Raw genomic sequence first — 15986 nt, forward strand, 5'->3', positions numbered from 1 at the left:
CAGTCACTCCCGGAGCAGGGGTGTTTTTCAGCCTCTGGCCGTTCTCCAGCGCGCAAACAGGCTGCTGTAGCCACTTCTGGCAGTTTGTAGCAGCAGCCCACGCACCTCGGTAAGGGCTGACACCACGCCCTTGGCAGCCCCTACCCAGGCCCGCGCCCGGGCACTCTGCCGGGCAATGGGCACGCCCGTGGCAAAGGCCGCAATGGCCTCGATACCTACCCCCGCCCAGTAACTCCAGGTCTGGTTGAACATCCGGCTAAGCCCGCCCTGGGCGGTGTCCATCAGAGCGGGCAGTTGCAGTGTCTGGGCATGCCGCTCCAGGTTCGCAGTGGGATGGCCTGCGCGAATCCACGTCCCCGCTGCCGCATCGTAAGCCTCAATCGCCGGGGCCAGGTTGGACACCAGCGGTCCCGGCACATAGTGGCCATAGACCGCACCGGGGATGGTGGCCAGGCTATAGGCGCCCGCAGCCATCAACGTTCGCGGGATTCGCGCTGGCACCGGGGTCTGGCCCCAGGCCACGCTGTCCCCCATGCCTCTGAGCGCCTGCTGGACGATTTCCCGGCTAAAGGCCCGGACATGACCGGCCAGGCGCAGACGGGCCACCGGGTCCCAGGCTTGACTGCTTCCCGTACCCTCGATGGCACCACGCATTTCGAAACCCCGATCCGCCGCCGAGGCGGCAAAAAAGCCGATAAATGGGCTCCAGCGGGTGAGGTGGCCAAATACCCCGGTGGTCATGTGCATCATGGTCAGTGCGTCCAGGACCGCCACCACGCTTCTCAGGGCGCTGTTGGCCGCACCCGACGGCTGGCGCCCCTCGAACAGGGCAATATCGACCCCGGCGCCTATGGCATTGCTTATATATGTGGCCAGGGCATCGCGGATTGCCGCCGCACTGGAGGCCTGCACGCGCGACCGCACCAGGTTCGACACCCCCGTGGCGACACCTTTCACCGTAGCAAGCAGGCTGCCCTGCCCGACCAGTTCGCTGCTCTGCAAGCCCTGCTCGTCCCGCCTGCTGATCGGGTTACCCCGCGCCATCGCGTACAGGTTCAGGCCATCGACCGCGTCCCCCGGATCGGCGCTGATCCAGCGCCCCAGCCAGGGTGCGTAATAACGGTAGCCGTAGTAATAAAGGCCGCTGGCATCGCGCTCCTTGCCCGAATAACGCACATGTTTGTAACTGGCCTCGATGGCCGATCTGGCTGCCCACCAGGCCGTGGCGCCATAGGGGTAGCAAATTTCCTGGCTGAGCAGGCGCGCTGCCCCATCCAGCTCCAGGGTGCTGCTGCCCAGGTGGTCTGCCAGGCTCAAGCGCAACTGGTGGTTCTCGATGTCCGCGGGGCGGCCCTGCTCCCAGTGCAGGATCCGCGCACTGCTGAGTTCGCCGGCAATGGTCAGCACATCCAGCCACTGGCCCGTGGCGCTGTTGCGACGGATTTCTAGCCCGGGCAAGTAGTACACGGCTTCGTTCCGGGGCAGGCGATGGCCGTGCCTTTGTCGGACTTTAAGCACCCGCGCCCCGCCACCGTCATAAACGTAGATTTCTTCATCGTTGGCCCCTTCTGCCCGCGCTACCAGTGTCACCCGCTGCAACTGGTTGCGCAGGTTCCAGGCCAGGGTCTGGCCGGGCTCCAGTCTCTGCTGGTTGCCATTGCCATCAAAACCACTGCCCGGCCCCGGGTTGGCGGCCAACCCCGGCGTTTGCTCAAGGCCGTGATTGCTGTGCTGCGCCAGCCTCATCTGACGGGTATAGCCCGAGCCGTGGCTGGGGATGTGTTGCAACCGGGCCAAATTGCCTCCGGCATCGTAGGTATAGACCTGGCGGTAATTGCGCAAGCGCTGGGCGCTGCCCCCGGATAACAGTGCAACACCGGGCAGTTGCGGGCCGTAGGCAGGGTCCGAATTTTCCCGGCCGGTAGCTTCGATCAGTTGGTAGAGGGTGTCGTAGGCATAGTTGCTCACCGCTTGCACACGGCTGTTGTCAGCCCACTGCAAGGGCTGCGCGGCATCCGCCAACCTCAGCACATTGCCGACCCGGTCGTAGGTATAGGTCAGGTCTTGCAGCGGTTCACCCGGTTTTCCGGTGCGCCAGGTCTGGCGACGCTGCAAGCTATCATCCAGCGGGTTGTAGGTCAGAACACTGACCACGCCGTTGCCCGCCCGCTCGACTTCAATCTGGCCATTGGCGGTGTAGGTTCTTTGCTCTATCACCCGCTGCTCGGCGCCGCTGACGGTGCGCACCAGCAGCGAGGTCAGCAAGCCATCCACCCCCTGCTGGAACACTTGCCGATTGCCCCGGGCATCGGTCTGTTCGATCAACTGGCCCGAGGCATCATGGCGCCAGTATGTGCGCCAGCTGCCGGGTTCCAGATACGGCTCACGCCCTGCGCTGTGCACCGGCCAATCTGGGAGCAGGGATACGTCGCGGACAAAGCGCCGCGACTGGCTCGTCACCTGCCCCAACAGGTCATAGCCCTCAAACCACAGCGAGCCTGCCGGGTCATCATGGCGGACCAGCCGCCCGCAGCAGTTGAGCAAGCGGTGTTCTGTGCGGTTGTCGGCATAGCTCAGGCGTTCGACACAACGACCGGTCGTGGCGTCGGCGCCCTGTTCGAATACTGCGCTCAGGCGCAGCAGGCCGTCGTATTCACAGGTGTGCCGTGTGCCCCGGGCATCCCAGCTGTAGCGCAGTTGTGCCCCTGCGCCAGCCAGGGTGATACGTACACCCCGGTCGACATGGGCGCTGTACAGCAGGCGCCCCGACAGTGAGTGGCGGTTGCGTTGATTGGCCACCGTGGCCGGGTCCTGGTTGCGCAAGGCCAGCAGGCGCGCATCCCACTGTTCACCCACATGCCCCGTGGGGCCGAACACCTGTCGGCAAATGCGTGCTTCGGCCAACTGTGCCGCACTGCGCCGGTGGTAGGCCACCTCGCGCACGGGCAGCCCGCGAGGGTCACAGGCGCTAAGCGTCGGGGTGTGGCGATGCAAGGCTTGAGGCATGGGGCAAGTTCCTGAACTGCACAATAATTAAAAAGTGTAGTGACCAGGTTTCCTGCCCCACGGGCTTGTGCGGACCGGTTTTGTATCGGGATAAGTTCAGTTACAGCATAAAAGGGCCTTTCACAGCGCCGCCGGTTCACCAGCCCTACAGCGCATGGCCTGATGACGTGCATTGACCGCGATCAGACAGCGTTCGGCCTCCTGCACCATCTCGTCGATCAGGCTCTGGCAACTTTTCAGTTCGCCAATGGCGGCGGCCACCTGCCCGCTCGACAAAATCCCCTCATCCGGCACGCCATCCACCATCGAGCGCTGCAACAGCACCGGCTGATTGGCCGCCATCACCGTCTGCGACAGCGCACCCGGGTCTTCTTTCACTGACTTTGCAAACACGCCGAGCATATGCCCAAGGCTCATGCCGGTCTGTTGCTTCCACTGCCAGGCGCTGCCCAGGGCAATGCGCAGGCGGCCAAAGGCACTGGCTTGTTCCAGGCGCTTGATAAAGGCGTTTTCGATCATGCGGTGGCGCATGCCGTCCACCGCCGTGGTGACGCGAATCTGCTGCGGGTCGGTGACGTTCACATAACGTTCCAGGGTCGCCAGGGGTGTGGGCGATTCCTGGGTCATCAAAAACCGCGTGCCCATCGCTATTCCCGCCGCCCCCGCCGCCAGCGCACCGGCCAGCCCGCGCCCGGTGGAATAACCGCCCGCCGCGATCACCGGTACCTGCACGGCATCCAGCACCTGGGGCAGCAAAATCGTGCTCGGCACCCCGCCGGTATGGCCGCCGCCTTCACCACCCTGCACGGTAATCATGTCCGCGCCCAGTTCCACGGCCTTGAGCGCGTGCTTCAGTGCGCCCACAGTGGGAATACACAGCACCCCGGCCTTTTTAAAACGATCAATGGTCTGACGATCCGGGCCACGGCCATAACTGACGGCACGCAGACGGTATTCAATGGCCAGGTCCACGCACTGCGCGGCGTTGTCCTGGAACATATGGAAATTGAGGCCGAAATTACTGCCACCCGTGGCCTCGATCACTCGCTGGATTTGCGCTTCCAGTTGATCCGCAGCAATGGTCGCCCCGGCCAGAAACCCGAAGGCCCCGGCGCGGGTACTGGCGATCACCAGATTGGCATCCGCCACCCAGCCCATTGCGGTTTGCACAATGGGATAACGACAGCCCAGGGCATCGGTCAACGCCGTTTGCAGATACTCACTCATCGACGCTCTCCCGCAGCACTCTTGTTCGCTTCAATCATCGCCTTGGCGTCATAGCCGCCCAGCTTGTCGCCGGAGAGCAGTTCGTTATGGCTATGGGCAAAGTGATGCCAGGCAAACACCGCGTCCATCGCCGTGCGCTTGCCCTGCAAGTCCTCGACGTGATTGATCGCCTGTTTGGTCAGCGCCAGGCCCATGCGCGGCTGTTTGGCGATGGCCGCCGCCAGCGCATAGGTGCCCGCCTCCAGCCCCTCGCGGGCAAACAGGCGGTTGACCATGCCCATTTGATAAGCGCGTTCGGCGCTCATGCGATCGCCGGTAAACAGAAATTCCTTGGCAATGCGCGGGTTCAATTCATAGGGATGGGCGAAATACTCCACCCCCGGAATGCCCATGCGCACCACCGGGTCCTGGAAAAACGCATCGTCGCTGGCCACGATCAGGTCACAGACCCAGGCCAGCATCAGCCCACCGGCAATGCACGCACCCTGGACCATGGCGATGGTCGGCTTGGGTAATTCACGCCAGCGCCGGCACATCCCCAGGTACACCTCCTGCTCGCGGGCATACAGGTACTCGCCGCCCGGCTTGTTGGTGTGGTCCCACCACAGGCTGGCGCGGTCGAATTCCTTGTTGATATCGCGCCCCGGGGTGCCGATATCGTGCCCCGCCGAAAAATGCTTGCCATTGCCGCGCAGCACAATGACCTTCACCGCGTCGTCATTGACGGCACGGCGAAAGGCATCGTCCAGGGCGTAGGTCATCTGCGAGTTCTGCGCATTATTGACGGTCGGCCGGTTCATTGTCAGCGTGGCAATTCCGTCCGCCACCCCATAGAGCACCGGCTCCTCGGTTTCATACACAGCGGTATCAGCCCGCTGCACAAATTCGCTGTCGCTGCTCATGTGAACTCCTGGCCTTCAGGCCTGACGAATGCCGGGCGGGTTGCCCTTGAGCGCAGAGGCGCGATAGTCATGGGGATCGAGGCGGCGGATCAGCGCCAGTTGCTCCGGCGTCGGCGCCACGGTTTGCTTGAGGTCGGCGGCCTTGAGCAGCGGGAAACCGGTTTTTTCCTGCACCTCTTCAAAGCTCACGCCAGGGTGCAGCGAACGCACCTGCACCGCGCGGTCCGGCCCGCCGAAGTCCATCACGCACAGGTCGGTGACGATCAAGCGGATGTCCATCAGGTCGCGGCGCATGCCTTCTTCCCAGCGCTCGGGTTTGAAGCCCACACCCGAAACCATGTCCACTTCCCCCGCGACAAACGCCCGGGTGTTATGCGCCGGCACAAAAAACGAGTTGATATGGTTGATGCTGTTGCCCGGCAAACCGCGCACCCCGAGCATCGCCACTTTCGGCTTGTGATAGTCGCCGATGCACGACAGGTTGGTCTGGCCCCAGCGGTCGATCTGGGTCGGGCCGATCATCGCGTGGCGACGCCCGCCCCACACGCACTCGAACACCCGCTCGAACGACAGGTAGCCCGAGTAACGCGGCACATAGTCGCCGCGCGGCCCTAAGGGGATCGGTTCCTCTACCAGAAAGGCCTCGCTGTCGGTCATCAACAGTTCGGGGCTATGGGTCAGCTTGGCCAGGCTCGCGCCCAGACGCGGGATTACGCCCAGGCCCGAAGCAACCACTTCGCCGTTGCCACGCCAGGCTTCACAGGCGGCCACGATCAACAATTCAGCCAGGGTAAATTCGCTAGTAGCAGTCATGTAAAAGCTCCTTAAAACACGGGCAGCGGCAAGGCGCTGAGTCGGTCGACACCGCCATTGCTGGCCTGATAAGCGCTCTCGCCCGGGGTCACGAACTCGGCCATGTAGCCTTGCCAGCCGCCTTCTTCGGCGGCACTGGCGCTGTAGCGTTTCAAGTGGCTCAGGTCCCAGCCGTAGTCGGACGGGCACGACGTCGGGTGCGCGCCAAACGGTGCATGCACCACGCCGCTGACCAGGTAACGCTCAAAGGTGTTGAAGCGGGCCTGGGCAGCATCCAGGCTCAGGCGTTCCTCGATGCGCTCACAGGACACAAAGCATTGTTTCGCCGCACGCGCATACAAATGGTCGAAATACGGATCGGGGCCGGTCACCAGGGTGTTGCCCAAACGGTCGGCCACGTTGACATGCAGGAAGGCGATATCCAGGTTGAGCGCCGGCATGGCCAGCAGCACCTCGCCATCGGCATAGGGCGACTTTATCTGCTTGATATCGGGGTTCAGGCGGCTGACATCGGTGGCCAGGCCACAGCGGGTGGGCAGGAACGGCAAGTGCATGCCGGCGGCGCGCAGGCCCCATTGCAGCATGCCCTCGTCCAGCTCCATCAGTTCCAGCTCACCGGCCTCGCGGGCCTTGCGAAAGTAGGGTTCCAGGGGGATGGCGTCGAGGGTGGCAAAACCGAAAATCAGCTTTTTCACCTTGCCGGCAGCGCAGAGCATGCCGACCTCGGGGCCGCCGTAGGCGACCACGGTAAGGTCCTTGACGTCCGAGCGCAGGATCTCGCGCACGATCGCCATCGGCTTGCGCCGCGGGCCCCAGCCGCCGAAGCCGATGGTCATGCCGTCGCGCAACTGGCCGACCACATCGGCCGCTGTCATTTGCTTGTTCATGTGTTGCTCCTTACTGCTGCTGGCCGACGGAAAAATCGTGGCCCCACAGGCTGACCCGGGTGAATTCAAAAGCGCTGTGCTCCTGCCAGTCCACCAGCAGGCCGCCATAGCCGTACTCCAGGTCGAAACCTGAAGGGGTTTTCATATAAAAAGAGGTCATGTGATCGTTCAGATGCTGGCCGAGGGTGGCCGACAACGGCACATCATGGGCGATGCGCCGGTCATGGGCACGGCCCACTTCGGTCATGCAATCAACCTCGACCATCACATGCACGCAGCCCGACGGCACCGGGTATTCGGCCAGGGCCAGGCTGTGGTGACGGCTGTTCTTGCAGTGCAGAAAGTGGATACGGATCGGGGGAGCCGACGGGTCGGGGCGGAAGTTGAAAATGTCCGACAACTCAAAACCCAGTACATCCTTGGCAAACGCCAGGGTGGCATCGAAGTTCGGCGCCGGCAGCACGGTGTGGCCCAGGCCCATGTCCCCGGTGATAAACCGCGGCACCCCCTGGGGCGAGACAAACGGCTGGCAATCGGAGCGATGGCCCCAGCTCAGTTCATGGCGGTTGCCTGACGGATCGGTAACCTGCAACAGCGCCTGTACACCGCGCTGATTGCATTGCTCGGCGGTGCCGTGGCGCCAGCTGACGTCGGCCTGGTCCAGCACTTCGATGGCGGCATTGAAAGCCTTCTCGCTGGCCAGTTCCCAGCCGGAGGCCAGGTAGCGCGATTCGCCACCGGGCACGATCAGCATGCGAAACGGACGCTCGTCCATCTTCACATACAAGCCACCGGCGGGTGCTTCGCTGACCATCATCCCGAGCACGTCTGTGGCGTAACGCTGCCATTGAACGGGATCTGCAGACTCTGCAACGAAGTAGCTCAAACCACGAATGTCGATCATGTGCCTGCTCCTCAATGCCTGTATTTATTGGCTTGGGGCAGTATGGGAAGGTTGCGGGCGGGACTCATCGTCCGTTGAGACTAAAGCTTGCCAGGCGGGGCGCCTTAAACCGGTGGGAGCGGGCTTGCCCGCGATGCAGGCGGCGCGGTGTGTCATTAAAACCGCGTCGATGCCATCGCGGGCAAGCCCGCTCCCACAGGGCATTACATATACAAAATCACCAGCTCATTGATCACCGACGGCCGCTCGCTGCCCAGCACATGGGTGTTGAGTTCCAGTGTCAGTTGGGTGCCACTCTTGACCCGCTCCACCCGCTTGACCCGCGCCCGCGCATGGATGGTCGAGCCCGCCGGCACCGGCGCCGGGAAGCGCAGACGATCCGAGCCATAGTTGACCATATTGGTAAAGCCGGTGATCTCGTACCCCAGGTTAAGCTTCATCCGCGATTGCAGGATCTGCACCAGCGCACCATGGGCGATGGTGCCGCCAAACGGGCTGTGCTTGCGCGCCCGCTCCGGGTCGGTGTGGATCCAGTAATCATCCCCGGACAACAGGGCAAAGCTGTCGATCAGGCCCTGATCAACCACCACCTGATTGCTCCACGCGCTGAACTCGTCGCTGACCAGCGCCTGCAACGCCGCTTCGTCATCCAGCGCCACCTGACGCACCTGTACAGCGGCTTCTACCACCGGCTGTTCCACCGCACGCAAGGCCTTCAAGCCCTCGGCGTCCTTGTCCAGCCCGGTAAAGCGCAGCAGCCGGTTGCCCTTGGCATCGACCTCGGCATACACCGGTTGCAGGCGCATACCGACCTTCACTTCGGCCTCGTCCAGCCCCACCAGATTGGTATTGATGCGCACACCCTGATCCAGCTCGACCACCGCCAATATCTGCGGCATTTCATCGGCAAAGTCGGGCAGGGTCGCGATGCGGGTCACGGTGAAGCTGTACAGCGTCGCCCCGCCGCTGACTTCACGCCAGGCCAGTGCATGGGTAAAACACGCCGGGCAATGCCGGCGCGGGTAAAACACCCAGTGACTGCAGCGCTCACATTGCTGAATCAGCAGACGCTCGGCCTTCAAGCCTTCCCAGAACGGTGCAGAAATCTCGGTCGGAACCGGCATTGGTTTGTTGTTCGACATTGGATTTATGCTCCCTGAAGTATCAATGCGCCCTGCTCACTCATCACCCCACCGGTGCCTGAGACATACACCGTGTCGCAGCGCTTGAGCTGGCGCTCGCCCGCTTCACCGGCGATTTGCGTCACCGCCTCGATCACCTGGCTCATGCCCCCCGCCGCACCGGCCTGGCCAAAGCTGAGCTGGCCACCGTGGGTGTTCATCGGGAAGTCACCGCGCCAGGTCAGGTCGTGTTCGCGCACAAAGCTCATGCCTTCGCCCTTGGCGCAAAACCCGGCGTCTTCCAGGGTCAGCAAGGCGGTGATGGTGTAGCAGTCATAAATTTGTGCGGCATCCACATCGCCCGGCTTGAGCCCGGCCATCGCAAATGCCCGCTGCGAGGCAGGCCCGATAGGCGTGTGCAGCATGTCCTGGGCATAGGACGGCGACTTGAATGCCAGATGCTCGCCAAAACCGGTGATCCACGACGGCCGCTTGCGGGCCCGGGCCACCACCTCTTTGGAGGCGATAATCATCGCGGCGCCACCCGCCACCGGCATGACGATTTCCAGCACATGCAGCGGGTCGGCGACTTTTTTACTGGCCAGCACTTGCTCGATGGTCAGCGGCTGGCCGTAAAACATCGCTTCGGGGTTGTACTGGGCATTGGTGCGCTGATCGACGGCGATTTTTGCCAGTGCCCGCGGGTCATAGCCATATTGCGCGGCATAGCGCTGGGCGATCATGGCGTAGCCGGTGTTCTGGCCCATATGCCCGTACGGCAAGTCGAACTCGGCTTCGGGAGCGCCGAATGCCGTGCTGTGCCCGCCATAGCGCATGGCCCGGGCCATCCAGCTGGCGTCTTCATCCGGGCCCAAAGGCGCCATGCGTGCCGGCAGTACGCACAGTACCGCCTGGCACAAACCCAGCTCGATGGCAGCCGCCGCGCGCCAGACCATACCCACCGACGTACAGCCGCCGAGGTCGACCACCTCGGCAAAATTCAGGCGCATGCCCAGGTACTCGGCGGCCATCGCCGGCACGAATACCGAGGCTTCATGAAATTGCGGGCCGTTGATCACCAGGCCGTCGAGATCGGATGCCTGCAAGCCGGCATCCTGTAGAGCCCGGGCCGCCAGGTCGGCGACTTGCTCCAGATGGAACATGCGCGGCGCCGTGGCGTATTTCTCGGGTTTGTACTGAGCGCTGCCAACAATGGCGGCATGACCTTTAAGACCCATAGTTATCTCTCTTTAAAAGTGCAAATCAGGCCGTTGCGCGGGGGCGGGCTTGCTCGCGATGGCACCAACGCGGTTCTGCTGTAAAACCTCAGTGCCTGTATCGCGGGCAAGCCCGCTCCCACAAAGGGAACGGGCAAATCGTCAGAACGTGTATTTCATCGAGAACGTGGCGTAGTCACGGTCTGCCAGCGGGCGGTAGATCGGGTCCGGCGAGCCCAGGTAGCCGATGTATTTGAGCGACACTTCGAGGTTGCTCAGGTATTTGAAGGTGGTCCCCGCACTCAGGCGGCGATCCCCTGCCACACCGGCAATCGTTCCCGACATCGGCGCAGCACCACTGAACACATTGGAGAAGGTGAACGGCACTTCCAGGTCCCAGCCCTGGAAGACCCCCGGGTAGCTGAACGAGGCGCCCACGGTGTAGGCGCTCGACGAGCGGGTGCGCCAGGCCGTGGCGGTCTTGTAGGTGTACTGATCGGACGGCTGCACGGAAGGCACCAGCGACGGCAACAGCCCCACCCCTTCAAGGTTCGGCGCGGCCGAGGTTTCGTCGGCGTGGTCAGCACGCACGGTGACAAATTCACCGGTCAGGGTGGTCTGGCTGGCCCACGGGCGATCACCCAGGATGCGCATCGCCGACAATTGGAACTGCTGGCCACGACCCTTGGCCGGTACCGGGCCAAGGCCGGTATTGACCATCACCGGCGCGCCGTCGCGATACGACCATTCTGCCCCCAACTGGTATTCGCCCAGCTTGGTGGTGGCGCTGATACCGGTCAGCTTGATGTCTTCAAAGTATTTGACCCGATAGCCGTTGGCCTTGTAAGCCAGGCCACCGGGGCCTGCCGGTATCGGGTCCCAGCCGACCAGTGCGGTAGCCGGGTTTTTGTCGTGGTACACCACATGGAACAGCGACAGCTCAAGGTCGGTGATCGGCCGGTAGCGCACCTGCGCACCCCACTGACCGCTGTCGCGCGGCTCATCGGTACCCAGGTAAGGCACCTTGTTGGCGCCCATGTACAAGAACTCGCGGCCCGGGCCGATCACGTCGGAAGTCGACAGGAAGCTGCCCACAGGCGGCAATTCGGTGCCCTTCCACTCGTACTGCACATAACCGCCCAGGGTGAATTGCGGGTTGATGCGGTACGACGCCGAGAACTGCCCCACCGGCAGCAACACCTCTTTGACCTCGACCCCCGGCTGCGCCGCCTTGACCGCGTCGGACGGGTTCTGTACGCCGTTCACGCCCGGGTAGTACAAGCTTTCACCCCAGGACTCGATATGCCGACCGGCTTTGACATCGAGCATGGTGTCGTTTTCAAAGCGCCAGCCGCCGAACACATAAGCGTCGAGCAGGCGCGTGCGCCCGCCACTGTAGTAGCGGGTATCGCTGGTGAACTCGTCGTTGTCACCGTACTTGTTGACGGTGGCCGGTGAGTCGTTGTCGTTTTTGCGGTGATACACGTCGTCGTAAAAGGTACTGGCGCGCACCACTGCGCCGTAGTTGTCCTTGCGCAGGATCATCTCGCCCAGCGCGCCCACCCGGTTGGTGGTCAGGCTGTGCTGATCAAAGTTGCGGTTCGGATCATCGGCGTTAATCCCCATCAGCCGACCGCTGGGGTTGCCCAGGCGCGTGCCGATGCCGTAGCTGGTGGTCACCGACCAGTCAATGGTGGTGCCATCTTCAAATTCAATGGTATCCCCGGCCCACAACGGGCTGCTGACCAATGCCACGGCAACGGCCAGGCCACTGGCCTGAACACTGTGCGGGCGCAGCCCAAGACATTTATTGTTATTTTTATTGATCACTCTGCCTCTCCTGATTCGCGACTCGGTGGCCGCTTCGATGGGTTCAAGCGTCATTGCATGCTGCAAAGCACAACTGAAGCGGGTCGAATTTCGCGACTCCTGTCGGGGCCAGCCGATAACGATGCAGCCCTCCTTGCACCTCACGAACGAGCGCCCCCTCGGCCATAAGGTAATTGGCGTGCGCCAACGTCTCCCCAAGCGCCATCAGCTCGTCGAAACGGCCTGACAGCTTTTTGAACAGCACCGCCATCAGCTCCAGCCCGGTGCGCGGTTGCGCACAGGCCGCGAGCAATTGCTGCAGGTGGTTGTGATGGTGGTCACGCAACTGGTCCAGACGCAGATGCAGGTTGAAAAACGGCCGCTCATGGGCCGGCAGCACCAGCACGCTGTCGGGGATCACCCGCAGCCGTTCGATGGAGTCCAGCCAGTCGCGCAGCGGGTTGGCGGCAGGTTCGGTGACGTACACAGCGATGGTCGAGGTGATGCGCGGCAACACCTGGTCGCCGGAAATCAGCAGGCCATCGTGCGCGGCATACAGGCAGGCGTGTTCCGGCGAATGGCCGTTGCCCATCACCACCTGCCAGCGGCGCCCGCCGATGGTCAGTTCGCTGCCGTGGCGTAACCGGGTAAACCCGGCCACCAGCTGCGGGCGAAAGTGCTCGCCCTGGATCAGCGGTAGCAGCGAGGTGGCGCGCTCGGCGCTGAAACCGGCCTTTTGATAGAAATCCAGAAACGCCCAGTCCGGCTCTGCCGCCGTGGGCGGACCGTGATGCAAGGCATCGAACTCGCCCTGGGTCATCAGCACCGGGCAGCGGAAGCGCGCGGCCAGCCAGCCGACCACACCGGTATGGTCACTGTGAAAATGGGTGCAGATCACCGCCTTGAGCGGCAAGCCAGCCATTGCCTCAACAAACACCTGCTCCCATACGCTGCGGCATTGATCACTGTTCAGGCCAGTATCCACCGCCACCCAACCGTCAGCGTGACGCAGCAGGTACAGGTTGATGTGGTCGAGGCCAAATGGCAGCGGCATGCGCAACCACAGCACCCCCTCGGCCACAACCTGCACCTGGCCGTTGGCCGGGGCCTGCGGCCAGGGGTAGCGCAGGCCGTCACGCCATTGATGGCCCTGGGCGTCGAGGTCATCACTCATGGCTGGCCCCGGCAAACGGCAGCAGGCCGTTACGGGCCAGTACCTGCAGTGAATACGGCTGATAGCTGGCGCTGCTTTCATCGCGCACGAACAGCGGGTCGCTGAAAAACTGCGGGGCGTAGCCCTGACGCTGCAAGTCGACCTTGCGCAGCTTGAAAGTGCTGGTCAGGTCAGCTGCAGGGGTGACCCGCACAAACACCGGCGCCGCATAACGGGGCAAACGCGCCAGGGTCAGGTCATAAAAGGCCTGCGGGTCAAAGGCATGCCCGGGCTGCATCAGCACCGCCGCCATCCCGGCCCGCCCTTCATGCTCGGGCACCTGCACACCGTAGACGTTGATCAGCTCAAGACCCGGCATATCGCTCAGGGTGTCGGCCACTTCCAGGGTGGAAACGTTCTCGCTTTTCCAGCGGTAGGTGTCGCCGATGCGGTCGACAAAGTAGAAATAACCCTCGTCGTCATAGCGCAGCAGGTCCCCCGAACTCCAGTAGGCATCCCCTTCCTGGAACACGTTGCGGCGGATCTTGCTCTCGGTGGCGGCCGCCTGGGTGTAGCCCTCGAAACGTCCGCCGCCAATTTGCGGGTGGTCAATGATAAAGCCCATTGCCTCGCCCAGTTCACCGGGCTGGCACAGCTGGTAGAAGCCGTTTTCGTCCCGGGGATGGCTGTCGCTTTCGACGTCGTACCGCACCAGGCGCAGATTGGTGCGGCTCCAGTCTGGTACACGACCACAGGACCCTACATAGTTGTCGACGTTGATCAGGTTGGCGTTGGACTCCGTGGCGCCCCAGCCCTCGAACACCTGGATCGGGCCGAACCGCTCCAGCCAGCGTTGCCAGGATTCCGGGGTCAGCCCGGCACCGAGCATATGGCGCAAGCTGTGCTCGCGCTCGCCGGCTACCACGGGTTGGTTGAGCAGGTAGCGGCAAATCTCGCCGATGTACTGGAACACGGTGATGCGATTGCGCCGCACATCGGCCCAGAACTCGCGCACGCTGAACTTGCGCCGCATGACGATGCTCGCCCCGGCACGCAATGCCGTTGACGTCACCGAGGTGGCCGCCGCGCCGTGGTACAGCGGCAGGCAGCAATAAAACACGTCGTCGCAGGTGGCCCCCAGGGTCACCTCCATCACGTCACCTGAAGACATCCAGCGCATATGGCTGTAGCGCGCCGCCTTGGGCAGGCCGGTGGTGCCCGAGGTGAAAATCAGCAGGGTGGTGGTTTCAGCCGTGATCGCTGCGCGCACGTCACGGGGGAACACCGTGCCTGGCGCCTGCTTGATCTGCTCGGCAAAGTCACAATCGACAAAGGTCGGCAACGGGCCATCAAACGGGTCGAGGGCATCTTCAACCAGCCAGAGCGGCACATCCGGCAGGCCATCGGTGCCCAGCAGGTTGCCCAGGCACTCCTCGCCCACCACCACCGCCTTGGCGTCGGTGGATTGCAGGGCATGCACCAGCGGCTTGCCGGTGACCTGGGTATTGATGAACGCCACCACCACACCGAGCTTGACCAACCCGAACCAGCTGAAGAAAAACTGCGGGCGGTTTTCCATGGCAATCGCGCACACGTCACCCGGGCGCAGCCCCTTGGCATAGAACACATGGGCCATGCGATTGGCCTGGGCCTCCACGCTGGCGTAGCTGAACCGCTGCTCGCCAGCGATCAAGAAGGGCCGCTCGGCAAAGTCCCGGGCCTGCTCCTCCAGGCGGTCGGCCAGGGTGTACAGGTCCGCTGGTTTGATCCGGGCACTGGCCGCAGAACGCAAGTCCAGCAGGGCCTGGGTCTGCTGGCGCGGGACGGGCTGTTGTGTGGGCGCCACCAGTGCGCTGATCCGGGACATGTCATTCATGCGCTCACCGCTTCGGCCAGGGGGTAGTCGCTGTAGCCTGCAGGGCCAGGGGAATACAGGGTCTTGCGCTCGAAACGGGCCAGGGGCAGGCCCCTGCGCAGGCGCTCGACCAGGTCCGGGTTGGCGATAAAGTGCCGGGCAAACGACACCGCATCGCCCTGCCCGGCCTGCAGCGCGGCGTGCGCCGATTCGCCGTCAAAGCCGTCATTGAGAATCAGGCCGTTGCTGCAATGACGCTGGGCCAGGGCAAAGGCATCCAGCTCGGCCAGGGGTGAGCGCATGATATGTACATAGGCCAGGCCCAGCGGCTCGGCGGCCTTGCACAGCGCCACGGCGGTACCCAGCGGGTCCTGATCTTCAATATCGTTGAACGGGTTACCCGGGCACAGCCGCAAGCCCACGCGCCCGGCGCCGATGGCAGCCGCCATCGCCGCCAGCACTTGTGCCGGGAAACGCACGCGGTTCTCGACGCTGCCACCGTACTGGTCATTGCGCAGGTTGCTGCCTGACGCCATGAACTGCATGGGCAGGTAGCCGCTGGTGCAGTGCAGCTCGACGCCGTCAAAACCGGCGGCGCGGGCATTCAATGCCGCCTGGCGGTAGTCACCGATCACCTGCCCGATAGCGTCCAGCGTCAGGGCCTGGGGCTCGTCGGTATCGACCAGCCCGGCCGCATCGGTAAACAGCTGGGTGCGGGCGCGCAAGGCCGAGGGTGCCACCGTGGCGGCCCCCTTGGGCTTGTTCAGCGCGCTGGCGGCGCGGCCCACATGCATCAGTTGCAGCACGATCAGGCCACCCTCGGCGTGGACCGCATCGGTCACGGCCTTCCACGCAGCGATCTGCGCCTGGGTATAAATCGCCGGGGTGCGGCAGTAGCCCAGGCCGCTGGCCGACGGCGACGTGCCTTCGGCAACGATCAGCCCGGCCGAGGCACGCTGGCGGTAGTACTCGACCATTTCGGCGGTCGGCACGCCCTGCGCATCGGCGCGGCTACGGGTCATGGGGGCCATGACGATGCGGTTGGCCAGCTCAAGCTCGCCCAGGCGCACGGGTTCAAACAAAATGCTCATG

General features: G+C 63.5%; 12 protein-coding genes. All 12 read right to left on the minus strand.

Going from position 1 to position 15986, the window contains the following annotated elements:
• Positions 1 to 27 precede the first annotated feature (27 nt).
• Positions 28 to 3006 carry an RHS repeat domain-containing protein gene (locus BLU25_RS04110; protein WP_016781116.1) on the minus strand — a complete coding sequence of 993 codons (2979 nt, stop codon included), beginning with the start codon at positions 3004 to 3006 and terminating at the stop codon, positions 28 to 30.
• Positions 3007 to 3126: 120 nt separating this feature from the next.
• Complete coding sequence (locus tag BLU25_RS04115) at positions 3127 to 4233, minus strand: NAD(P)H-dependent flavin oxidoreductase (RefSeq protein ID WP_016781117.1); 1107 nt, start codon at positions 4231 to 4233, stop codon at positions 3127 to 3129.
• Entirely contained in the window at positions 4230 to 5135 is a 906-nt protein-coding gene (locus BLU25_RS04120) for an enoyl-CoA hydratase (protein WP_016781118.1), read from the minus strand. Before BLU25_RS04120 ends, BLU25_RS04115 begins: the two co-directional genes overlap by 4 nt.
• Before the next feature lie 15 nt (positions 5136 to 5150).
• Positions 5151 to 5948: a CoA-transferase subunit beta gene (locus BLU25_RS04125; RefSeq protein WP_016781119.1), complete on the minus strand. Its 798-nt coding sequence runs from the start codon at positions 5946 to 5948 to the stop codon at positions 5151 to 5153.
• A gap of 11 nt (positions 5949 to 5959) precedes the next feature.
• Complete coding sequence (locus BLU25_RS04130) at positions 5960 to 6835, minus strand: CoA transferase subunit A (RefSeq protein WP_083369533.1); 876 nt, start codon at positions 6833 to 6835, stop codon at positions 5960 to 5962.
• Positions 6836 to 6845: 10 nt separating this feature from the next.
• A complete protein-coding gene (locus tag BLU25_RS04135) occupies positions 6846 to 7739 on the minus strand; it encodes a VOC family protein (RefSeq protein ID WP_016781121.1) in 894 nt (297 codons plus the stop codon).
• A 203-nt stretch (positions 7740 to 7942) separates the two neighbouring features.
• A complete protein-coding gene (locus tag BLU25_RS04140) occupies positions 7943 to 8881 on the minus strand; it encodes a bifunctional OB-fold nucleic acid binding domain-containing protein/MaoC family dehydratase (protein ID WP_016781122.1) in 939 nt (312 codons plus the stop codon).
• 5 nt (positions 8882 to 8886) lie between these two features.
• Positions 8887 to 10098: a thiolase family protein gene (locus BLU25_RS04145; protein ID WP_016781123.1), complete on the minus strand. Its 1212-nt coding sequence runs from the start codon at positions 10096 to 10098 to the stop codon at positions 8887 to 8889.
• A gap of 141 nt (positions 10099 to 10239) precedes the next feature.
• Positions 10240 to 11907, minus strand: a complete 1668-nt coding sequence (locus BLU25_RS04150) for a DUF1302 domain-containing protein (protein ID WP_016781124.1) — start codon at positions 11905 to 11907, stop codon at positions 10240 to 10242.
• Positions 11908 to 11950: 43 nt separating this feature from the next.
• Complete coding sequence (locus BLU25_RS04155) at positions 11951 to 13060, minus strand: MBL fold metallo-hydrolase (protein WP_016781125.1); 1110 nt, start codon at positions 13058 to 13060, stop codon at positions 11951 to 11953.
• Positions 13053 to 14915 carry a long-chain-acyl-CoA synthetase gene (locus tag BLU25_RS04160; protein WP_016781126.1) on the minus strand — a complete coding sequence of 621 codons (1863 nt, stop codon included), beginning with the start codon at positions 14913 to 14915 and terminating at the stop codon, positions 13053 to 13055. Before BLU25_RS04160 ends, BLU25_RS04155 begins: the two co-directional genes overlap by 8 nt.
• Entirely contained in the window at positions 14912 to 15985 is a 1074-nt protein-coding gene (locus BLU25_RS04165; RefSeq protein WP_016781127.1) for an alkene reductase, read from the minus strand. Before BLU25_RS04165 ends, BLU25_RS04160 begins: the two co-directional genes overlap by 4 nt.
• Between the last annotated feature and the right edge of the window lies 1 nt (position 15986).

The sequence above is a fragment of the Pseudomonas fragi genome, assembly GCF_900105835.1.
GTDB classification, from domain to species: Bacteria; Pseudomonadota; Gammaproteobacteria; order Pseudomonadales; family Pseudomonadaceae; genus Aquipseudomonas; species Aquipseudomonas fragi.